Source organism: Citrobacter sp. Cpo069, from assembly GCF_030332785.1.
Lineage (GTDB): Bacteria > Pseudomonadota > Gammaproteobacteria > Enterobacterales > Enterobacteriaceae > Citrobacter > Citrobacter portucalensis.
Window position 1 is genome coordinate 39402 of record NZ_JAOWHD010000036.1, and the last position, 19566, is coordinate 58967.

Annotated in this window: 23 protein-coding genes and 1 riboswitch; of the genes, 21 read left to right on the top strand and 2 right to left on the bottom strand. The window is 53.6% G+C overall.

Translation table 11 applies throughout. The annotated features are described in order from the left end of the window. Positions 1-8 precede the first annotated feature (8 nt). Entirely contained in the window at positions 9-821 is an 813-nt protein-coding gene (pduB, locus tag OGY08_RS02255) for a propanediol utilization microcompartment protein PduB (protein WP_003834129.1), read from the bottom strand. Continuing rightward, entirely contained in the window at positions 821-1102 is a 282-nt protein-coding gene (gene pduA / locus OGY08_RS02260; protein ID WP_003030255.1) for a propanediol utilization microcompartment protein PduA, read from the bottom strand. The genes pduB and pduA overlap by 1 nt, the downstream gene beginning before the upstream one ends. Positions 1103-1627: 525 nt before the next feature. Here pduA and pduF point away from each other — a divergent pair. From pduF to cobS, 21 genes are all read left to right on the top strand, one after another. Then, positions 1628-2437 carry a propanediol diffusion facilitator PduF gene (pduF, locus tag OGY08_RS02265; RefSeq protein ID WP_003030258.1) on the top strand — a complete coding sequence of 270 codons (810 nt, stop codon included), beginning with the start codon at positions 1628-1630 and terminating at the stop codon, positions 2435-2437. Positions 2438-2640: 203 nt separating this feature from the next. Beyond that, positions 2641-3552, top strand: a complete 912-nt coding sequence (gene pocR / locus OGY08_RS02270) for a transcriptional regulator PocR (protein ID WP_003834122.1) — start codon at positions 2641-2643, stop codon at positions 3550-3552. Between the two features lie 332 nt (positions 3553-3884). Continuing rightward, a riboswitch (cobalamin riboswitch) is annotated at positions 3885-4059 on the top strand. Between the two features lie 88 nt (positions 4060-4147). Then, the gene (locus tag OGY08_RS02275) at positions 4148-5527 is read left to right on the top strand and encodes a cobyrinic acid a,c-diamide synthase CobB (RefSeq protein ID WP_125363430.1); all 1380 of its coding nucleotides are present in this window, start codon (positions 4148-4150) and stop codon (positions 5525-5527) included. After that, positions 5524-6483, top strand: coding sequence for an adenosylcobinamide-phosphate synthase CbiB (gene cbiB, locus OGY08_RS02280; RefSeq protein WP_125363429.1), 960 nt, complete (start codon positions 5524-5526; stop codon positions 6481-6483). The genes OGY08_RS02275 and cbiB overlap by 4 nt, the downstream gene beginning before the upstream one ends. 10 nt (positions 6484-6493) lie before the next feature. Beyond that, positions 6494-7126: a cobalt-precorrin-8 methylmutase gene (locus tag OGY08_RS02285; RefSeq protein ID WP_008785140.1), complete on the top strand. Its 633-nt coding sequence runs from the start codon at positions 6494-6496 to the stop codon at positions 7124-7126. After that, complete coding sequence (gene cbiD / locus OGY08_RS02290) at positions 7123-8259, top strand: cobalt-precorrin-5B (C(1))-methyltransferase CbiD (protein WP_125363428.1); 1137 nt, start codon at positions 7123-7125, stop codon at positions 8257-8259. Before OGY08_RS02285 ends, cbiD begins: the two co-directional genes overlap by 4 nt. Further along, positions 8253-8858 carry a cobalt-precorrin-7 (C(5))-methyltransferase gene (locus OGY08_RS02295; RefSeq protein WP_008785139.1) on the top strand — a complete coding sequence of 202 codons (606 nt, stop codon included), beginning with the start codon at positions 8253-8255 and terminating at the stop codon, positions 8856-8858. Before cbiD ends, OGY08_RS02295 begins: the two co-directional genes overlap by 7 nt. After that, entirely contained in the window at positions 8848-9417 is a 570-nt protein-coding gene (locus OGY08_RS02300; protein WP_125363427.1) for a decarboxylating cobalt-precorrin-6B (C(15))-methyltransferase, read from the top strand. The genes OGY08_RS02295 and OGY08_RS02300 overlap by 11 nt, the downstream gene beginning before the upstream one ends. Continuing rightward, entirely contained in the window at positions 9410-10183 is a 774-nt protein-coding gene (locus OGY08_RS02305) for a cobalt-precorrin-4 methyltransferase (RefSeq protein ID WP_125363426.1), read from the top strand. The genes OGY08_RS02300 and OGY08_RS02305 overlap by 8 nt, the downstream gene beginning before the upstream one ends. After that, complete coding sequence (cbiG, locus tag OGY08_RS02310; RefSeq protein ID WP_003834107.1) at positions 10164-11219, top strand: cobalt-precorrin 5A hydrolase; 1056 nt, start codon at positions 10164-10166, stop codon at positions 11217-11219. The genes OGY08_RS02305 and cbiG overlap by 20 nt, the downstream gene beginning before the upstream one ends. Continuing rightward, positions 11219-11944, top strand: coding sequence for a precorrin-3B C(17)-methyltransferase (locus OGY08_RS02315; RefSeq protein ID WP_032943891.1), 726 nt, complete (start codon positions 11219-11221; stop codon positions 11942-11944). The genes cbiG and OGY08_RS02315 overlap by 1 nt, the downstream gene beginning before the upstream one ends. Next, positions 11941-12726 carry a cobalt-precorrin-6A reductase gene (locus OGY08_RS02320; RefSeq protein WP_008785136.1) on the top strand — a complete coding sequence of 262 codons (786 nt, stop codon included), beginning with the start codon at positions 11941-11943 and terminating at the stop codon, positions 12724-12726. Before OGY08_RS02315 ends, OGY08_RS02320 begins: the two co-directional genes overlap by 4 nt. Positions 12727-12736: 10 nt before the next feature. After that, positions 12737-13531, top strand: coding sequence for a sirohydrochlorin cobaltochelatase (cbiK, locus tag OGY08_RS02325; protein WP_008785135.1), 795 nt, complete (start codon positions 12737-12739; stop codon positions 13529-13531). Continuing rightward, positions 13528-14241, top strand: a complete 714-nt coding sequence (locus OGY08_RS02330) for a cobalt-factor II C(20)-methyltransferase (RefSeq protein WP_125363425.1) — start codon at positions 13528-13530, stop codon at positions 14239-14241. Before cbiK ends, OGY08_RS02330 begins: the two co-directional genes overlap by 4 nt. Then, entirely contained in the window at positions 14238-14975 is a 738-nt protein-coding gene (gene cbiM, locus OGY08_RS02335; protein WP_003834098.1) for a cobalt ECF transporter S component CbiM, read from the top strand. The genes OGY08_RS02330 and cbiM overlap by 4 nt, the downstream gene beginning before the upstream one ends. Positions 14976-14977: 2 nt before the next feature. Then, on the top strand, positions 14978-15259 hold the full coding sequence (locus OGY08_RS02340; protein WP_003030289.1) for an energy-coupling factor ABC transporter substrate-binding protein: 282 nt from the start codon (positions 14978-14980) through the stop codon (positions 15257-15259). Next, entirely contained in the window at positions 15246-15923 is a 678-nt protein-coding gene (locus OGY08_RS02345) for an energy-coupling factor ABC transporter transmembrane protein (protein ID WP_125363424.1), read from the top strand. Before OGY08_RS02340 ends, OGY08_RS02345 begins: the two co-directional genes overlap by 14 nt. A gap of 8 nt (positions 15924-15931) precedes the next feature. Continuing rightward, positions 15932-16747 carry an energy-coupling factor ABC transporter ATP-binding protein gene (locus OGY08_RS02350; protein WP_125363423.1) on the top strand — a complete coding sequence of 272 codons (816 nt, stop codon included), beginning with the start codon at positions 15932-15934 and terminating at the stop codon, positions 16745-16747. Beyond that, the gene (locus OGY08_RS02355; RefSeq protein WP_125363422.1) at positions 16744-18264 is read left to right on the top strand and encodes a cobyric acid synthase; all 1521 of its coding nucleotides are present in this window, start codon (positions 16744-16746) and stop codon (positions 18262-18264) included. The genes OGY08_RS02350 and OGY08_RS02355 overlap by 4 nt, the downstream gene beginning before the upstream one ends. Continuing rightward, positions 18261-18806, top strand: a complete 546-nt coding sequence (gene cobU / locus OGY08_RS02360) for a bifunctional adenosylcobinamide kinase/adenosylcobinamide-phosphate guanylyltransferase (protein ID WP_003834083.1) — start codon at positions 18261-18263, stop codon at positions 18804-18806. The genes OGY08_RS02355 and cobU overlap by 4 nt, the downstream gene beginning before the upstream one ends. Beyond that, positions 18803-19546, top strand: coding sequence for an adenosylcobinamide-GDP ribazoletransferase (gene cobS, locus OGY08_RS02365; protein WP_125363421.1), 744 nt, complete (start codon positions 18803-18805; stop codon positions 19544-19546). The genes cobU and cobS overlap by 4 nt, the downstream gene beginning before the upstream one ends. The last annotated feature ends 20 nt before the right edge of the window (positions 19547-19566 follow it).

Genomic DNA, 19566 nt, shown 5'->3' on the forward strand with positions numbered 1-19566 from the left:
CACTGATATCAGATGTAGGACGGACGATCGTTTTTCGGCTCTGAGCCGAGGGTCCCGAGTACGGTTTTACCGATTTCACGGGCGGAGATAACGGCCTGACGAACAGCGCCAGAGTCACCCGAAATAACCAGAATGGCTTCGTTACTGAAGCTGGTGCCATGGGCAGGGGAGCTGTAGGCCACAACTTCCACGTTGGCGGATTTCAGGGCCGTATCGGCCATCAGGACACCAACGGATGCTGGCGCGCCGACGATAACGCCACAGGCACGGCCAATCGGTGCGCCAAAGGCTTTTTCCAGCGCGTAGCTGGCGCGTGCGGTGTACTGCATTTCGATGTGACCGGCTTCGTTGGCATAAACATCGCCAAAGGTGCGATCCAGTTCTTTCAGTGCGACTTCAATGCCGCGTTTCACGTCGGAAACATCGTTGCCACCAAGAATAATCAGCGAGCCATGACCTGCGCCGCCTTTGGTATCACGTGGTAACTCAATACTGACGACTTCAGTATTGGTGGCTTTTACCGCTTCATCGGCGGCCATGATGTGCGGGCCTGCGCCAGTACGGGCGCCAAGGATGCCAATGGAGCGATACCGTTTTTCAAGTTTCATCGCGTCCAGTAGGGCGCTGTCTACGTTGGCGATTACCAGACCGACGGTGTCGCCAATCGCGGTACCGACAAACTCCGTTAAACTGCAGCTTTTCTCTGCCATAGCCGTTTCTCGTGTTGGAGGATTATTTTCAGGGATAGCCTGCTGTTCCGGCGTTGCCACGCGAGCAATCACCTGCGCCATGATCTGTTCAACCAGCTCATTGCTGCTCATTAGCTAATTCCCTTCGGTAAGATTTTTTCTACATCGGTATGCGGGCGTGGGATGACGTGTACGGCTTTCACTTCTCCCACATTACGGGCTGCGGCGGCACCTGCATCTGTTGCTGCTTTGACTGCGCCGACATCGCCACGGACAATGACTGTTACCAGTCCCGAACCAATTTTTTCGTAGCCGACCAGCATTACATTGGCTGACTTCACCATTGCATCTGCGGCCTCTATGGCTGCAGTTAAGCCTTTGGTTTCTACCATTCCTAACGCTTCTTGTTGCATAAAGACCTCGCCTGGGTTGTCCCGATTTTCATGACTATAAAAAGAAGCGAGGAAAAAGAATGGCTGAGTTGAAAGTAAGAGTGAAAAAATAGTGGGGTTATGGTGAGATAAAATTGCTATATACCATCATAATAATTTGTTTTTGTTGGTTATTTTTAGTTTAAGTAATGTGACTATTTGGTTATGTTAATTCCATATTTACACTTTTCCGAGTGACAGTTTAAATATCATTTGCTATGCGAGAAAAATGAAATTGTGATGATCGTTTGAAAATGGAATTCTGCTGTTCGCAATATTTTATTATTTTGAAAATGTACTTTTAATAGGGTAAATCCTCGTTTTACCGCCTGCCTTAATAAAGGTGATAGCAAGAATTTGCTATCACAACACGATTTTTAAGGGCATGTCGCTTGCAGATTGCCAACAATTTGCCGATACAGATTTTTATAGTAAGCCTTGAAGTAATCTTCCTGCCAGCAAGGAGTCCGCTGGTAAAGACACGAACTCTGCTTAGAAGGTGTCACAATGAACGATTCACTAAGAGCGCAATGTATTGCTGAGTTTTTGGGTACCGGACTATTTTTGTTTTTTGGTATTGGGTGCCTGAGCGCCCTGAAGGTCGCGGGTGCCAGTTTGGGATTGTGGGAGATCTGCATCATATGGGGTTTGGGGATCTCGCTTGCAGTTTACCTGACAGCCGGGATTTCTGGGGCCCATCTCAACCCCGCTATTACCATCGCACTTTGGTTGTTTGCCTGTTTTCCGGGTCGTAAGGTACTACCTTATTCTGTCGCTCAGATAGCGGGGGCCTTTGGTGGCGCTATGCTGGCCTATTTGTTGTACGGCAGCTTATTTATTGAGTATGAATCAGCCCATCAAATGGTACGCGGTAGTCTGGAAAGCCTGCAACTTGCCAGCATTTTTAGTACGTATCCTGCCGCCGCACTGAGTGTCTGGCAGGCCGCACTGGTCGAAGTGGTGATTACCTCCATTCTGATGGGGATGATTATGGCGCTGACGGATGACGGTAACGGTGTTCCCAAAGGCCCGTTAGCACCACTGCTGATTGGTATTCTGGTTGCTGTTATCGGCGCATCAACCGGTCCACTTACCGGTTTTGCGATGAACCCGGCACGTGATTTTGGTCCTAAATTGTTTGCCTGGATGGCTGGGTGGGGTGATGTTGCGATGACAGGTGGGCGTGATATCCCTTATTTCATCGTGCCGATTGTGGCACCTATCATCGGCGCCTGTGCGGGCGCAGCAATTTATCGTTATTTTATTGGCAAAAATTTACCGTGTAATTCGTGTAAGTTGGAGGAAAACGAGAGCTAGCTTCACGAAAGATGTTTATTATTGAAAGGTAAAAACTGTTTTCGTGATCCGGTTTCCTGAACGGCTTAAAAAGTCTCCCAACAATGGGAGACTTTTGTTATGTTCAATGCTGACTTTCATCAGAGCGCTGGATCGCGAGATGAAAATGAATGTGTGAATAATATGTTTTATTTATAACAATAAATTAACTGAGAGGTTTTATCATGATTTCTGCGAGTGCCCTGAACTCAGAACTCATTAATAAAATCGCACAGGATTTTGCACAGGCCACCAGTCTGGCTGTTGTGGTTGTCAATATTCACGGTGATGAAATCTCTGAGCTTTTTAATTTCACTCCTTTTTGCCAGTTGATGCGCCAGCATCCTCAGCATAGTACGCGTTGTCGTATGAGCGACCGCTGTGGAGGGTTGGAAGCCTCTAAATCCGATCAACCCTGCATTTATCGCTGCCATGCCGGGCTTACCGATTTCTCAATTCCGCTGGTCATCGCGGGACACCTGGTAGGGTTCGTGCTTTGTGGACAAGTACGCTTAAGTAACGATGTAGGCCTCGTTGATATTCTGAACGTCGATGACCGCTGGCAAGCCGATCCCGAACTGGTCAACGAGTTCCGTAATGTACCTGAAATGGACTATTCTCGAGTCATTGCTTCAGCGGATTTACTCAAGCTCATCGTCGAAAATTGCCTTAAGAAACAACTTAATTTTGTTGTTATCAAAGATAACCCGCAGCAGTCAGAGCCGGTACGCGCTAACCGTAGTACCAACCCTCATGACAGTAAAATGAAAAAAGCCCTGCGCTATATTGATGCACATTTATCAGACGATCTGCGTCTGGAAGATGTTGCCTCTCATGTTTTCCTTAGCCCGTACTATTTCAGCAAATTGTTCAAAAAATATCAGGGTATTGGTTTTAACGCATGGGTAAACCAGCAAAGAATGGCCAGTGCCAAAGAGCTGCTTTGTCACAGTGACTGGAGTATAGCCAGCATTGCGCGTAATTTAGGCTTTTCGCAAACAAGTTATTTTTGCAAAGTTTTCCGCCAGACCTATCAGGTTACGCCGCAGGCATTTCGCCAGCAAATAAATGTCATTTCACGCGGTGAATCCGCTTAAATAGCAATATTTTGCTATTGCCGATTTTTGATATCGGGCGCTATGTCAGTCATTATAAAATGAAATGTGACAACAGCAGTCAATAAATTGTCATAGCGCAACAAAATAATGGTATTAGAGGGATAAACTGCACCAGTTTTTATTTTTGTGATGAGATACAGTGTCTGTGTGAATGATTTTCTTTATTCTTAGCTGATACTTTCATTCAAAAAGTGAACGTGTGAATAAGTGGGTTAAGGCCAGAAAATTGGCTGAATGAACTCGGAAAGATATTAAATTGAATTATTGTCATGAGGTCGTGAATTTACCTCATAACAGAGAGCTTAATTAACCAGGCTCTTGAACTGACAGGTTTGCCACATTTGTGGTAGGGAAGGGGGTGAAAATCCCCCGCAGCCCCCGCTGCTGTGATGCTGACGACCCCGTATGGACCACTGATCGCAAGATTGGGAAGGACGGGTGAGGATGACGCTAAGCCAGAAGACCTGCCTGTCAGTGACTACCAACAACTTCGGTGGGAAGTGGGTGGTTCAGATGCATACAGTCGAGAGACTGGGTATCTCTACACCCCTACCACCCTGAACAGGATCAGGGTATGGCGGCCAATTTTCACGCATTTGTTCTTGCAGGTACCGGAAGCGGCTGTGGTAAAACCACGGTGACGCTGGGCTTGTTGAGCTTGTTGAAAAAACGCGGTTTGCGCGTCCAGCCTTGCAAAGTAGGTCCTGATTACCTTGATACCGGCTGGCATACAGCGGTATGCGGTACCGCTTCCCGCAATCTTGATAGCTTCATGCTTCCCGTCCCCACGCTGAACGCTCTATTCAACGAGCAGATGCAACATGCGGATATCGCCGTTATTGAAGGTGTGATGGGGCTGTATGACGGCTATGGTACCGACCCAAACTACTGCAGCACCGCCGCGATGGCTAAACAGTTAGGCTGTCCGGTCATCTTACTGGTTGATGGCAAAGCCGTTTCCACTTCAATCGCCGCAACGGTAATGGGTTTTCAGCATTTTGATCCCACCCTGAACATCGCCGGGGTTATTGTTAATCGGGTTAACAGCGAAACGCATTACCAGTTACTGAAAGTCGCAATCGAACGTTACTGCGATGTACCCGTCTTGGGCTACGTACCCCGTATGGATGGGGTTGCCCTTCCCGAACGTCATCTGGGTTTAGTAACCGCACGTGAGTCGGTTATCAATCAGCAACCGTGGCAGGCTTTTGCCACGACACTGGAGCAAACCCTTGATATCGACGCACTTCTGACATTAAGCCAGTCAACCAATCTTCCTGCTGGCGAATGGCCCGCGCTTCCTGCCGCAGACGCCGGAGCAGGGCTAACGCTTGCAATTGCCGATGATGAAGCCTTCAACTTCTACTACCCGGATAACATTACGCTGCTGGAACGTACGGGACTAAATATTGTTCGTTTTAGCCCGTTGCACGACACCTGTTTACCGGACTGTCAGATGATCTGGTTAGGTGGCGGATATCCTGAGCTACACGCTGCGGCGCTGGCTCGCAATGTCTCGATGCTGAATCAACTGCGAGAGGCACATCAACGTGGCGTCGCGATTTATGCAGAGTGCGGCGGGCTGATGTATCTCGGCAGTTCGCTTGAGGACAGCAACGGCGATACCTGGCTGATGGCGGATATCATTCCCGGCCACAGCAAAATGGGGAAACGTCTGACCCGATTTGGCTATTGCGAAGCGCAGGCCGCGCAGCAAACATTGTTAGCTGCAGAAGGCGAAGTGCTGCGCGGGCATGAATTCCACTACTCCGATTTTACCCCTGAAACGCCAGCGGTGATGAACTGTCGCAAAGTGCGCGATGGTAAAACGCTGCAAGCATGGTCCGGCGGCTGGCAGGTCGGAAACACCTTCGCCAGCTATCTACACGTTCATTTTGCTCAACGTCCGCAGATGCTTAACCATTGGCTGGCAGCTGCGAGGAGTGCGCTATGACGATCCTTGCGTGGTGTGTTGCCTGGCTGCTTGATTTTATCATCGGCGATCCGCAGAACTGGCCACATCCGGTGCGCTGGATTGGCAATCTGATTTCTGCCGTGCAGCGAGTTATTCGGCGTTATTGCCATAGCGGCCGTGCACTGCGCATTGGCGGCGCGGTGATGTGGATTGTGGTGGTTGGTCTGACCTGGGCTGTGTCCTGGGGCGTGCTGGCACTGGCAGAATCTATTCATCCCTGGTTGGGTTGGGTGGTAGAGGTATGGATGATCTTTACCGTGCTGGCCGGACGCTGCCTGGCAAAGGCCGCGCAGGATGTCGAACGTCCGCTACGGGCCGGTGACCTTGCTCAGAGTCGGGAAAAACTATCGTGGATTGTGGGGCGTGATACCTCACAGCTGCAACCGCAGCAGATCAATCGTGCGGTGGTGGAAACCGTGGCTGAAAACACCGTAGACGGCATTATCGCGCCGTTGTTCTTTCTCCTCCTCGGCGGTGCGCCCCTGGCGATGGCCTACAAAGCGGTAAACACCCTTGACTCCATGGTGGGCTACAAACATGAAAAATACCGCGCTATTGGTATGGTCAGCGCGCGTCTGGACGATGTCGCGAACTTTATTCCTGCAAGACTGAGCTGGCTGCTGCTGAGCGTGGCGGCATTTTTATGCCGTAAAGACGGCTCGCGAGCTTTACAGATTGGCTGGCGCGATCGCTACAACCATAGCAGCCCAAACTGTGCGTGGTCAGAGGCATCCGTAGCCGGGGCATTAGGCATTCGTCTGGGTGGTCCTAATGACTACTTTGGCGAGCGCGTTGAGAAACCGTGGATCGGTGATGCACAACGTGACATTTCGGTAGACGACATTTCCCATACGATTCGACTGATGTGGGTGGCATCGACGCTGGCACTGGCGCTGTTTATTGCGCTGCGGTGGCTGTGGGTCGGTGTAGCCTGAGGACAACATAATGCAATACATCCAGCAACCCCAGGCGATTGAAGCCAAAAGTTTCGACATTATTGGCGAGATCATCCGTGAAACCCGTCCGGACTATCAGTTTGCCAGTCCGTTACATGAAGCCATTATCAAGCGGGTTATTCACACGACGGCAGATTTCGACTGGCTGGACATTCTGTGGTTTTCCAGTGATGTGCTGGAGCAGTTTTGTGCGGCGCTTAGCCGTTCGAGCGTGATTTATACCGATACCACGATGGCGCTTTCCGGGATCAATAAAACGCTGCTGGCAAAATTCGGCGGTGAATGCCGCTGCTACATCAGCGACCCGCGGGTTGTGCGTACGGCAAAAGAGCAGGGTATTACCCGGTCCATGGCGGCAGTCGACATTGCGGTGAAGGAAGAGGGGGAAAAGCTCTTTGTCTTTGGCAACGCGCCGACTGCGCTGTTCCGCCTGCTTGAGCATGATGTTGCCGTCAGCGGTGTGGTGGGTGTACCGGTCGGGTTCGTTGGTGCTGAAGAGTCGAAAGATGCCCTGACCCAAAGCAATTTGCCCGCCATTGCAGCGTTAGGCCGCAAAGGGGGAAGCAATGTCGCCGCCGCTATCGTCAACGCCATGCTTTATCACATGCAGGGGGCGCGATGAGCGAGGCCTTCGATACGCCGGTGTGGCACAACGGTAAAGCGCTGCGTAAAGGGTATACCACGGGATCGTGCGCCACGGCGGCGGCAAAAGTTGCCGCGTTGATGGTATTGCGCCAACACCTCATCCATCAGGTTTCCATCGTGACGCCTTCCGGGGTGACGCTGTGCCTGAACGTGGAGTCACCGCATATCGAAGGGCAGCAGGCAATAGCGGCCATCCGCAAAGACGGTGGAGATGATGTGGACGCCACCCACGGCATGCTGATTTTTGCCCGCGTGACGTTAGACGATAGCGGCGTGATTGCCTTACAGGGCGGTGAAGGGGTCGGTACGGTAACCCGCAAAGGGATTGGCCTGCCGGTGGGCAGTTCGGCGATTAACCGTACACCTCGCCAGACCATTGAATCAGCTGTCCGCGAAGCGATTGGCCCAAATCGTGGGGCGCAGATTGAAATCTTCGCGCCAGAAGGCGAAGAACGGGCGCAAAAAACCTACAACTCTCGCCTTGGCATTCTTGGCGGCATTTCGATTATCGGCACCACGGGTATTGTCACGCCGATGTCAGAAGAGAGCTGGAAGCGTTCACTGTCGCTTGAGCTGGAAATTAAGCGGGCGGCAGGGCTGGAGCGTGTTGTACTGGTGCCGGGAAACCACGGCGAGCGTTTTGTGCGCGAGCAGATGGGTATCGACACCCAGGTTGTGGTCACCATGAGCAACTTTGTCGGTTACATGATTGAAGAAGCCGTACGTCTGGGGTTCCGGCAAATCGTGCTGGTGGGACATCCAGGCAAGCTCGTCAAAATCGCGGCGGGGATCTTCCATACCCATAGCCATATTGCCGATGCCCGCATGGAAACGCTGGTGGCCCACCTCGCGCTACTTGGCGCACCGCTGGAACTGCTGACGTTGGTCAGCGAGTGCGATACCACCGAAGCGGCGATGGAACATATCGACGCGTACGGTTTCCAGCACATTTATGACCATCTGGCTCAGCGCATTTGTATGCGTGTCCTGCAAACATTGCGCTTTACCAAAAATCCCCCGACCTGCGATGCCATCATGTTTTCTTTTGATAATCAGGTTATTGGAAGTAATCGTCCGGTCGCAGAGATTGCTGAGGAGATGCAATGTTAACCGTTGTAGGGATGGGCCCCGCCGGTTTGCATTTGATGACGCCTGCGGCACGAGAAGCGGTCGCGACGGCGGATGTTCTGGTCGGTGGAAAGCGGCATTTGCAGCAATTCCCGGATTTTACCGGTGAACAGTTTGCTCTTGGCGCCAATATCCCGGAACTCCTGAGCTGGATTAGCGCGCACCAGGAGAAGCACGTTGTGGTACTGGCGTCTGGCGATCCCCTGTTTTACGGCATCGGGACGCGCATGGTGGCGCATTTTGGTATTGAGAATGTGCGGATTATTCCCGGCATTAGTGCGGTGCAGTACCTGTGCGCGCAGTCCGGTATTGATATGAACGATATGTGGCTGACCAGTAGCCATGGCCGCAGCGTCTGTTTTGATGAGCTGGCGCGACATAACAAGGTGGCGATGGTGACTGATGCGCTGTGTGGCCCGCGTGAAATCGCGCAGCAGCTCATTGCCCGAGGCAAGGGGCATCGCTGGATGGTGATTGGCGAAAACCTGGCGATGGAAAACGAACAGATCCATTTCCTGCCTGTGCGTGAAGTTAACGCTGACTATGACATGAATGCAGTGGTGATCCTTGATGAAAGATGAGCTGTTTCTGCGTGGAGAGAAAGTGCCGATGACCAAAGAAGCGGTACGCGCACTTGCCCTCTCAAAACTTGAATTACACCGCGCCAGTCACCTGATTGATATTGGTGCCGGAACCGGCAGCGTGTCGATAGAGGCGGCGTTGCAATATCCCGGATTACGTGTAACGGCCATCGAACGTAACCCGGCTGCGCTCAGGTTGCTGGATGAAAACCGCCAGCATTTTGCCTGCGCAAATATCGATATTTTTCCCGGCGTTGCTCCCATGACCATCGCGGAAAAAGCCGATGCCATTTTTATGGGCGGCAGCGGCGGCCATCTGACCGAACTGATTGACTGGTCGATGCGCCAATTGCATCCCGCAGGGCGTTTGGTGATGACGTTTATCCTCCAGGAAAACCTCAACACCGCGCTGGCACATATGGATCATCTTGGCGTACAGGGAGTGGATTGCCTGCAGCTACAGGTTTCCTCGCTTACCACGCTTGGCAATGGTCACTATTTTAAACCGAATAACCCCGTATTTGTTATCGCCTGTCAGAAGGAAGGAAACCATGTCTGAGATTTTTGATCCCCGTAGCGTGTGGTTTGTTGGCGCAGGTCCTGGCGATCGCGAGCTGATTACCCTCAAAGGTTACCGGTTGCTGCAGCAGGCGCAGGTTGTTATCTACGCCGGATCGCTGATTAACACTGAATTGCTGGAGTATTGTCCTGCCGGTGCTGAATGTCACGACAGTGCCGAACTGCATCTGGAGCAGATCCTTGATCTGATGGAGGCCGGAGTGAAAGCGGGCAAGACCGTTGTGCGCCTGCAAACCGGTGATGTCTCATTGTACGGTTCCGTACGCGAGCAAGGTGAGGAGCTGACCAAACGCGGGATTGACTGGCAGGTGGTGCCCGGCGTCAGCGCGTTCCTCGGCGCGGCGGCGGAGCTGGGCGTGGAGTATACCGTGCCCGAAGTTTCACAGAGCCTGATCATTACGCGCCTGGAAGGCCGCACCCCGGTACCAGAGCGTGAACAGCTGGAGTCTTTTGCCAGCCACCAGACATCAATGGCGATTTATCTTTCCGTCCAGCGCATTCATCGGGTGGCTGAGCGTCTGATTGAAGGCGGCTATCCGGTGACCACGCCCGTGGCGGTGATCTATAAAGCGACCTGGCCGGAAAGTCAGACCGTGCGCGGGACCCTGGCGGATATTGGCGACAAGGTTCGCGATGCGGGCATCCGTAAAACGGCCCTTATTCTGGTCGGTAATTTCCTGGGCTCGGAGTATCACTACTCCAAACTCTATGCGGCGGACTTTAGCCATGAATACCGTAAAGCCTGAGTCAATTGCGCTTTTTTGCCTGACTCCTGGTGGCGTTGTGCTGGCGAAACGTCTGGCAGCCATGCTGCCGGTTACCTGTTTTACCAGTGAAAAGCTGCTGGAGGAGGGGTTTATTCCCTTTGAAAACGGCTTTGCGAATACCGCCCGCGAAGCGTTTACGAATTACTCGGCGCTGATTTTTATCGGTGCGACCGGCATTGCGGTGCGCGTACTGGCCCCGCTGGTCAATGACAAATTCTGCGATCCGGCGGTGGTGGTCATTGATGAACGTGCCCAGCATGTCATCAGCCTGCTCTCCGGTCACGCGGGCGGTGCCAATGCGTTGGCGCGTTATCTGGCGGGCATGTTGGGCGCTGACCCGGTTATCACTACCGCGACGGATGTGAACGATATGGCGGCTCTGGATACGCTGGCATTTCAACTGAATGCCCGGATGAGTGATTTCCGTTCGGCGGTGAAGATCGTGAATCAGATGCTGGTCAGCAATAAGCGGGTTGGTCTGTGGTGGGATGACGAACTGACGCAGGATGTCAGCCATTGCGACCGGCGCGGATTTATCACGGTTACCGATCTCAACCAGCTCCCTGAACTGGATGCGTTGGTGTGCATCACCTTACGTACCAATTTACCTGACCTGCCTGTTCCGCACTGGAAGTTGGTGCCACAGCGGGTTGTGGCCGGAATTGGCTGTCGCCGTGATACGCCGTTCCCTCTACTGGCTGCGCTGCTTGCCCGGCAACTTGAAGCTCAACAGCTTGATCCGTTGGCGCTAAAAGCGATTGGCAGCATCACGCTGAAAAAAGATGAACAGGGACTTATCCAACTGGCTTCGTGCTGTCGCGTTCCTTTCGAAACCTTTACCGCTGACGCGCTGCGTGAGCATGAGCACCGTTTTCCGGCCTCATCGTTTGTTCGCAAAACGGTGGGTACAGGAAGCGTTTCCGGTCCTGCAGCCTGGCTGTTGAGCCACGGAAAACTGTTAGGCGAGACCCTGCGAGAACAGGGCGTCACTATCACTTTGGGAGTTTCACACTGATGTTAAGCGTAATTGGAATTGGCCCTGGCTCGCAGGCAATGATGACCATGGAAGCCGTTGAAGCACTGCAGGCAGCGGAAATCATCGTTGGCTATAAAACCTACACCCATCTGGTAAAAGCGTTCACGGGTGACAAGCAGGTGATCAAAACCGGGATGTGCAAAGAGATTGAACGCTGCCAGGCGGCGATCGAACTGGCACAGGCGGGTCACAACGTGGCGCTGATCAGTAGCGGTGACGCGGGGATTTACGGTATGGCCGGGCTGGTGCTCGAACTGGTCAGCAAGCAAAAGCTGGATGTTGAGGTCAGGCTAATCCCAGGCATGACCGCCAGCATTGCCGCCGCCTCTTTGCTGGGCGCGCCGTTGATGCACGATTTCTGCCACATCAGCTTAAGCGACTTGTTAACGCCGTGGCCGGTTATCGAAAAACGCATCATTGCCGCCGGTGAGGCAGACTTTGTTATCTGTTTCTACAACCCGCGCAGTCGGGGTCGCGAAGGTCATCTGGCGCGCGCATTTGAACTGCTTTCCGCCAGCAAAAGCGCACAAACGCCGGTGGGTATTGTGAAGTCTGCCGGACGTAAAAAGCAGGAAAAATGGTTAACCACGCTCGGTGAAATGGATTTCGAACCGGTTGATATGACCAGCCTTGTGATCGTGGGTAACAAAACAACCTATGTTCAGGACGGCCTGATGATCACGCCACGAGGTTATGTGCTGTGAATTACGGTGATGTGCTGGTCATGGGCGGTACGAGCGATGCGCGCATGCTGTGCCAGCAACTGGATGCGGCAAACGTGGCCTACACCTTGTCAGTTGCAACCCCAACAGGGAAACAACTGGCGGGAGACATCAAAGGCCAGGTGCGCTGCGGGCGTCTGGAGCGCGAACAAATGATTGCCTGGCTACAGGAAAATCGGACGCGCTGGGTGATCGATGCCTCGCATCCGTACGCCGAGGTGGTGAGCCGCAACATCATGAGCGCCTGCGAAGCGGCGGGCGTACTGCTGAGCCGCTACCAGCGTCCTGAGCAGTTGAGTGGTTTAACTCACCCGCACCTGTATACCGTACAAAGCATTCAGCAAGCCTGTGAGTTGGCGCGACGCTTCGGCGATCGTGTGCTGCTGACGACCGGCAGTAAAGATCTGGCTATCTGGCGCGAAGGGTTGCCTGAAAAAACGCTGCTGGCGCGCGTTCTGCCTGTTCCTGAGGTCATTCAGCAATGCGCGGATCTGGGATTTGGCGTCGGTGAAATCTTCGCACTGTGCGGACCGTTTAGCGCCGAGTTCAACGCTGCGTTTTATCGCCAGTGCCAGGCTGATGTGGTGATCACCAAAGCATCTGGCGCTGAAGGTGGTTATCAGGAAAAGGTTCAACCCTGTCTGGATGCCGGAATCCCCTGCATCGTGATTACACGTCCGGCACCGTTGGTGACGGGAGAAGAGTTACTGGAAAGTCAGGCCGCCTTTGGGGCGCGTTTAACGCGCTGGCTGGCCACTGCTTAAGGAGTTTGAGATGAAAAAGGCGCTTCTGGTGGTCAGTTTTGGCACCAGCTATCACGACACCTGCGAGAAAAATATTGTGGCCTGTGAGCGCGATCTTGCAGCTAGCTGCCCTGACCGCGACCTGTTCCGGGCGTTTACCTCCGGGATGATAATCCGCAAGCTCAAGCAGCGAGACGGTATTGAAATCGACACGCCGCTGCAGGCGCTGCAAAAACTGGCGGAGCAGGGGTATCAGGATGTGGCTATTCAGTCGCTGCACATTATTAATGGTGACGAATACGAAAAAATTGTCCGCGAAGTGCAAAGTATGCGTCCGCTGTTTTCACGCCTGACGCTGGGTGTACCGCTGCTGAGCAGCCATGAAGATTACGCACAGTTGATGCTGGCGCTGCAACAGCAGATGCCGGCGCTTGGCGAAAGTGAAAAAGTGGTCTTTATGGGACACGGCGCCAGCCACCATGCTTTTGCCGCCTATGCCTGTCTCGACCACATGATGACGGCGCAGCGCTTTCCGGCGCGGGTTGGGGCGGTGGAAAGCTATCCGGAAGTGGATGTGCTGATTGAAAGTTTATCTCAGGAAGGGGTGACGGCGGTGCATCTGATGCCGCTGATGTTAGTCGCTGGCGACCATGCCATCAACGATATGGCCTCCGACGAAGATGATTCCTGGAAAACGTTGTTCAATGCAGCAGGGATACCGGCTACGCCGTGGCTTAGTGGTCTGGGTGAGAACCCAGCGGTTCGCGCTATGTTCGTGGCACATTTACAGCAGGCGCTTAATGTGGCGCTGGAGGAAGCAGCATGAGCGGAAAACTGTATGCACTGAGCACCGGGCCAGGTGCTTCCGACTTGATTACCGTGCGTGCCGCACGCACGCTGGGCGTGCTGGATATTCTCTATGCGCCTGCCGGGCGTAAAGGCGGTGACAGTCTGGCATTGTCGATTGTACGTGAGTATATCGGTGAACAGACCGAAGTCCGCTGCTGCCATTTTCCTATGAGTGCCGATAGCGCTGAAAAAGAGGCCGTCTGGGATGAAGTTGCTGCCGCGCTGGTTCAGGAAGTCGAGGCCGGTAAGCAGGTGGGGTTTATCACTCTCGGCGATGCGATGCTGTTCAGCACCTGGGTCTTTTTACTTCAGCGTATTGGTTGTCCTGACTGGCTGGAAATCGTTCCTGGCGTCACGTCTTTCGCCGCGATTGCCGCGCGTTCCAAAACGCCGCTCGCTATGGAGCAGCAGTCACTGGCGGTGGTCTCCTGTACCGCGCCGGAAGTGGAAATCCAGCAAGCGTTAAAACAGCATGACAGTCTGGTGTTGATGAAAGTGTACGGTCGTTTTGCACGTATCAAAGCGCTGCTACAACAAGAGGGTTTGTTGGACTGTGCATTAATGATGTCTGAAGCCACGCTGCCAGGTGAACAGTGCTGGCGTCATCTCGATGAGGTGAGCGACGATCAGCCGCTGCCTTATTTCTCGACCATTCTGGTCAATAAACAGTGGGAGTATGCACAATGAAGCTTGAACAACAGCTAAAACAGCTGTCTTTCAGCGGGTTGGCTGCGGCGCTATTACTGATGATTGTTCCTGAACAAGCGTTCGCCATGCACATTATGGAAGGTTTCTTGCCGCCGATGTGGGCGCTGGCCTGGTGGCTGCTGTTTTTACCCTGCCTGTGGTACGGACTGGTACGTCTGCGCCAAATTGTGCAGGAGGATAACCACCAGAAGGTTTTGCTGGCCCTGTGTGGCGCTTTTATTTTTGTGCTGTCGGCGCTGAAAATTCCTTCCGTTACCGGAAGCTGCTCACATCCTACCGGTGTAGGCCTGGCGGTTATCCTGTTTGGACCGGGCGTGGTAGCCATCCTTGGGGCGATTGTCCTGCTGTTCCAGGCTCTGCTGCTGGCACACGGTGGTTTAACAACGCTCGGCGCGAACGGCATGTCGATGGCGGTAATTGGCCCGGTAGTGGGTTACATGGTGTGGAAAATGGCCTGCCGCGCAGGGCTGCGTCGTGATGTCTGCGTCTTCCTGTGTGCGATGCTGGCGGATCTCGTCACCTATTTCGTGACTTCTGTACAGCTGGGCGTTGCGTTCCCGGATCCCTCTGCTGGCGCTACCGGCTCAATCATTAAGTTCATGGGGATTTTCTGCCTGACGCAGATCCCAATTGCGATTGCGGAAGGGTTACTTACCGTGCTGATTTACGATCAGCTAACCAAACGCCAGTTGATAACCGCACAAGGGCATTAACGATGAAAAAGACGCTGATTATATTGGGCATGGTAGTGGCACTGGTGATCCTGCCGTTCTTTATCAACCACGGTGGGGAGTACGGCGGGTCAGATGGTGAGGCGGAAAGCCAGATTCAGGCTATTGCTCCGCATTATGAGCCCTGGTTCCAGCCGTTGTATGAACCCGCAAGCGGTGAAATTGAAAGTCTGCTGTTTACACTCCAGGGATCGCTGGGCGCAGCTGTGATTTTCTATATCCTGGGTTACACCAAGGGCAGGCAACGCCGTGATGACCGGGCTTGACAGGCTTAGCTATCAAAGCCGTTGGGTTCATGTCTCGCCGGTGCGGAAATTTCTGCTCTGGCTGGTGATGATGATTCTGGCGTTTACCCTGCCCCCATTGGGGCAGGGTATTGAGCTTTTACTTATTGCCGCGCTGAGCTGCTGGCTGCTGCGTATTTCCTTCTGGCGCTGGTGCCGTTGGATGGCATTACCGTTTGGTTTTCTCACGGTTGGCGTGGTGACCATTTTGTTTAGCATCAGCCGCGATCCACAGACGCTGTTGGCCAGCATACCTGTGGGAAGTTACTGGTTGGGGATCAGCGCACCAGGTGTGGTAACCGCCAATGAAACCTTCTGGCGCAGCCTTGCCGCGCTGGCGGCAACTTTCTGGCTGGTGCTGAATCTGCCGTTTCCGCAATTAATTATCTTACTTAAACGCGCGCACGTTCCTCGCCTGCTAACTGAGCAGATCCTGCTGACCTGGCGGTTTATTTTTATCCTGTTAGACGAGGCGCTGGCTATTCATCGCGCACAAACGCTGCGTTTTGGTTATCGTAGCTTGCAGTTGGGCTACCGCTCTCTGGCAATACTGGTGGGATTGCTGTTTACCCGCGTGTTGATCCGCTACCAGCAAATGACCACCACACTGGATATCAAACTGTATCAGGGTGATTTTCACCTGTAAGGAAAAGTATGCTTGCCACCTCAGCGCTTTGGTTTCGCTATCAGGATGACCCGATCCTCAAAGGGCTAACGCTGGATTTTTCGACGCATGCCGTCACCGGACTGGTAGGCGCTAATGGCTGCGGGAAATCTACGCTGTTCATGAACCTGAGTGGTTTACTGCGCCCACAGCAAGGCGCGGTGATGTGGCAGGGCAAACCGCTGGATTACAGCAAGCGCGGCCTGCTGGCACTGCGTCAACAGGTGGCAACGGTATTTCAGGACCCCGATCAGCAAATCTTTTATACCGATATCGACAGCGATATCGCCTTTAGCCTGCGCAATCTTGGGGTGGATGAAGCTGAAATCGCTCGCCGTGTGGAAGATGCGCTTACGCTGGTCGACGCCCAGCATTTTCGCCATCAGCCCATTCAGTGTTTAAGCCATGGGCAAAAAAAACGCGTAGCGATTGCCGGGGCGTTGGTGTTGCAGGCGCAGTATCTGCTGCTGGATGAACCTACTGCGGGCCTCGACCCGTCAGGCCGCACGCAGATGATTGAGATAATCAAACGCATCGTTGAGCAAGGAAACCACGTCGTAATTTCCAGCCATGATATCGATCTTATCTATGAAGTCAGTGATGCGGTGTACGTTTTACGCCGGGGCGAAGTACTCACGCACGGTACGCCAGGCGACGTTTTCGCCCGTACGGATCTTATTGAACAAGCGGGATTAACTCAGCCCTGGCTGGTGAAGCTGCATACAGAGTTGGGCTTCCCGCTGTGTAAAACAGAGGCTGAATTTTTTAGCTGTATGCGAGAGAACGCACTGAAGGAGGCGTCATGACGCAGGCAATAATGTTGCAGGGAACGGCATCTGATGTGGGTAAAAGCGTATTGGTCGCCGGGCTGTGTCGTATTTTTTATCAGGATGGACTGCATACCGCGCCGTTCAAATCGCAGAACATGGCGCTGAACTCTGGCATTACGCCAGAGGGAAAAGAAATGGGCCGCGCGCAAATTTTTCAGGCCGAAGCCGCAGGCATTACGCCAGATGTGCGTATGAACCCGGTGTTGCTTAAACCGACCAGCGATCGAAAAGCGCAGGTAGTGCTGATGGGTAAAGTGGCAACCGATATGGACGCGGTGAGTTACCACGAGTACAAGCCACGTCTGCGGGAACAGATCCTGTCAGTTTATAACAGCCTGGCGCAGGAGTTCGATGTGCTGGTGCTGGAAGGAGCGGGGAGCCCGGCAGAGATTAACCTGCGCGATCGCGATATCGTCAATATGGGTATGGCCGAGATGGCGCAGTGCCCTGTCGTTTTGGTGGCGGATATCGATCGTGGCGGGGTGTTCGCCTCCATTTACGGCACGCTGGCGCTGCTGCACGATCACGAACGCGCACGGGTAAAAGGGGTGATCATCAACAAGTTTCGCGGTGATGTGACGCTGCTGCACTCCGGTATCGAGCAAATTGAAGCGCTGACCGGCGTTCCGGTACTGGGCGTGATGCCATGGCTGGATGTTGATCTGGAAGATGAAGACGGCGTTGCGCTGCAAAAGGGCAAGTATTTGCGCACTGACAAACGCGACATCGATATCGCCGTTGTTCAAATACCGCACATTTCTAACTTTACTGATTTCAATGCGCTTGCTGCGCAGCCGGATGTGCGCGTGCGCTATGTTCGCCAGCCTGAAGAGCTGGCGGGGGCCGATCTGGTGATTTTGCCGGGCAGCAAAAATACCCTTGGCGATCTGGTATGGCTGCGTGAAAGCGGGATGGCGCATGGCGTCGTGCAATTACATCGTAATAACGTACCGGTGGTTGGGATTTGTGGCGGCTATCAAATGCTCGGCGACACCATCATTGATGAAGTAGAGTCGGGCCTCGGTACGCTGCCGGGTCTGGGCTTACTCAATACAGTCACCCATTTTGCCCAGCACAAAACCACGACCCTGGTTGAGGGACAAATGTCTTCATCGCTGCCTGACTGGCTGGCGGGCACAGCGGGGTTATCCGTTCGCGGTTATGAAATTCATATGGGCGAAACAGCATTAACTGATGAATGCCGGTCGGTGATGACGCTGCACAAAGACGGCGGCAGCGTTGTTGACGGCGCGGTTACTCCGGATGGTCTGGCGTTCGGCACTTATCTTCACGGTCTTTTCGACAGCGATGATTTCACCCGTGCGTTGGTCAATGGCCTGCGAGAACGTAAAGGGTTAGCTCCGCTGGATTCCACCTTCCATTACGCGCAATATAAATCGCAGCAGTTTGATCTGCTGGCGGATGCGATGCGGCAACACATCGATATTGAAAAAATTTATACCATCATGCAGCAACACCGGGAGCCAGTATGATGATTCTGGTTACTGGTGGCGCGCGAAGCGGTAAGAGTCGGCATGCGGAAGCGCTGATCGCTGATTCCCCAAACGTTTTGTATATCGCGACTTCGCAGATTTTTGATGAGGAGATGGCTGCGCGAATTCAGCATCATCGCGATGGACGTCCTGCGCACTGGCGGACAGCCGAACGTTGGCAACATCTTGATGAACTGATCACGGACATGAACGATCCTCAGGAAGCTATTCTGCTGGAATGCATCACCACGATGGTGACCAACTTGCTGTTTGCGCTGGGCGGTGAAAGCGATCCGGACAGCTGGGATTACGCGGCGATGGAGCAGTCTATCGAAGGTGAAATCCGTTCGCTGATCGCAGCCTGTCAACGCTGCCCGGCAAAGATCGTGTTGGTCACTAACGAAGTGGGTATGGGGATTGTGCCGGAGAATCGTCTGGCGCGGCATTTTCGTGATATTGCAGGACGCGTGAACCAGCGACTGGCGGCGGCAGCGGATGAGGTCTGGCTGGTGGTATCAGGAATTGGAGTCAAAATTAAATGAGTAAGTTGTTCTGGGCAATGCTCTCTTTTATCAGTCGCTTGCCCGTTCCTGCTCGCTGGTCGCAAGGACTGGATTTCGAGCACTATTCCCGCGGTATTGTAATGTTTCCCCTGATTGGCGTCGTGTTGGGAGGGCTGACGGGGCTGGTCTTTATGGCGCTCCAGCCCTGGTACGGTATTCCGTTGGCGGCCCTTTTTGCGGTGCTGACACTGGCATTGCTGACCGGGGGATTTCATCTGGATGGTCTGGCGGATACCTGTGATGGCATTTTTTCGGCGCGCCGACGCGAGCGGATGCTGGAAATCATGCGCGACAGTCGTCTGGGCACCCACGGTGGGCTGGCGTTAATTTTCGTTTTACTGGCGAAGGTACTGGTGGTGAGTGAACTGGCTTTGCGTGGCACGCCGATGCTGGCCGCGCTGGCAGCGGCATGTGTCGCCGGGAGAGGAACGGCGGTGTTGCTGATGTATCGGCATCGCTATGCCCGCGAAGAAGGACTGGGCAACGTTTTTATTGGCAAAGTCACCGGGCGTCAAACCTGCGTTACGTTGGGATTAGCGGCGATCCTTGCCGCCGTGCTACTTCCCGGCATGCGCGGCGTGGCAGCGCTGGTTGTCACAATAGTGGCGATTTTTATTCTTGGGCAGTTATTAAAACGCACGTTGGGTGGGCAAACCGGCGATACGCTGGGCGCTGCCATTGAACTTGGCGAGTTGATTTTCTTGCTGGCTCTGCTCTGAGTCAGCCCACATACTGGAAC

Coding starts and splice junctions, on each gene's coding strand:
- pduB (WP_003834129.1), bottom strand. CDS start 821: ATGAGCAGCAATGAGCTGGTTGAACAGATCATGGCGCAGGTGATTGCT.
- pduA (WP_003030255.1), bottom strand. CDS start 1,102: ATGCAACAAGAAGCGTTAGGAATGGTAGAAACCAAAGGCTTAACTGCA.
- pduF (WP_003030258.1), top strand. CDS start 1,628: ATGAACGATTCACTAAGAGCGCAATGTATTGCTGAGTTTTTGGGTACC.
- pocR (WP_003834122.1), top strand. CDS start 2,641: ATGATTTCTGCGAGTGCCCTGAACTCAGAACTCATTAATAAAATCGCA.
- OGY08_RS02275 (WP_125363430.1), top strand. CDS start 4,148: ATGGCGGCCAATTTTCACGCATTTGTTCTTGCAGGTACCGGAAGCGGC.
- cbiB (WP_125363429.1), top strand. CDS start 5,524: ATGACGATCCTTGCGTGGTGTGTTGCCTGGCTGCTTGATTTTATCATC.
- OGY08_RS02285 (WP_008785140.1), top strand. CDS start 6,494: ATGCAATACATCCAGCAACCCCAGGCGATTGAAGCCAAAAGTTTCGAC.
- cbiD (WP_125363428.1), top strand. CDS start 7,123: ATGAGCGAGGCCTTCGATACGCCGGTGTGGCACAACGGTAAAGCGCTG.
- OGY08_RS02295 (WP_008785139.1), top strand. CDS start 8,253: ATGTTAACCGTTGTAGGGATGGGCCCCGCCGGTTTGCATTTGATGACG.
- OGY08_RS02300 (WP_125363427.1), top strand. CDS start 8,848: ATGAAAGATGAGCTGTTTCTGCGTGGAGAGAAAGTGCCGATGACCAAA.
- OGY08_RS02305 (WP_125363426.1), top strand. CDS start 9,410: ATGTCTGAGATTTTTGATCCCCGTAGCGTGTGGTTTGTTGGCGCAGGT.
- cbiG (WP_003834107.1), top strand. CDS start 10,164: ATGAATACCGTAAAGCCTGAGTCAATTGCGCTTTTTTGCCTGACTCCT.
- OGY08_RS02315 (WP_032943891.1), top strand. CDS start 11,219: ATGTTAAGCGTAATTGGAATTGGCCCTGGCTCGCAGGCAATGATGACC.
- cbiK (WP_008785135.1), top strand. CDS start 12,737: ATGAAAAAGGCGCTTCTGGTGGTCAGTTTTGGCACCAGCTATCACGAC.
- OGY08_RS02330 (WP_125363425.1), top strand. CDS start 13,528: ATGAGCGGAAAACTGTATGCACTGAGCACCGGGCCAGGTGCTTCCGAC.
- cbiM (WP_003834098.1), top strand. CDS start 14,238: ATGAAGCTTGAACAACAGCTAAAACAGCTGTCTTTCAGCGGGTTGGCT.
- OGY08_RS02340 (WP_003030289.1), top strand. CDS start 14,978: ATGAAAAAGACGCTGATTATATTGGGCATGGTAGTGGCACTGGTGATC.
- OGY08_RS02345 (WP_125363424.1), top strand. CDS start 15,246: ATGACCGGGCTTGACAGGCTTAGCTATCAAAGCCGTTGGGTTCATGTC.
- OGY08_RS02350 (WP_125363423.1), top strand. CDS start 15,932: ATGCTTGCCACCTCAGCGCTTTGGTTTCGCTATCAGGATGACCCGATC.
- OGY08_RS02355 (WP_125363422.1), top strand. CDS start 16,744: ATGACGCAGGCAATAATGTTGCAGGGAACGGCATCTGATGTGGGTAAA.
- cobU (WP_003834083.1), top strand. CDS start 18,261: ATGATGATTCTGGTTACTGGTGGCGCGCGAAGCGGTAAGAGTCGGCAT.
- cobS (WP_125363421.1), top strand. CDS start 18,803: ATGAGTAAGTTGTTCTGGGCAATGCTCTCTTTTATCAGTCGCTTGCCC.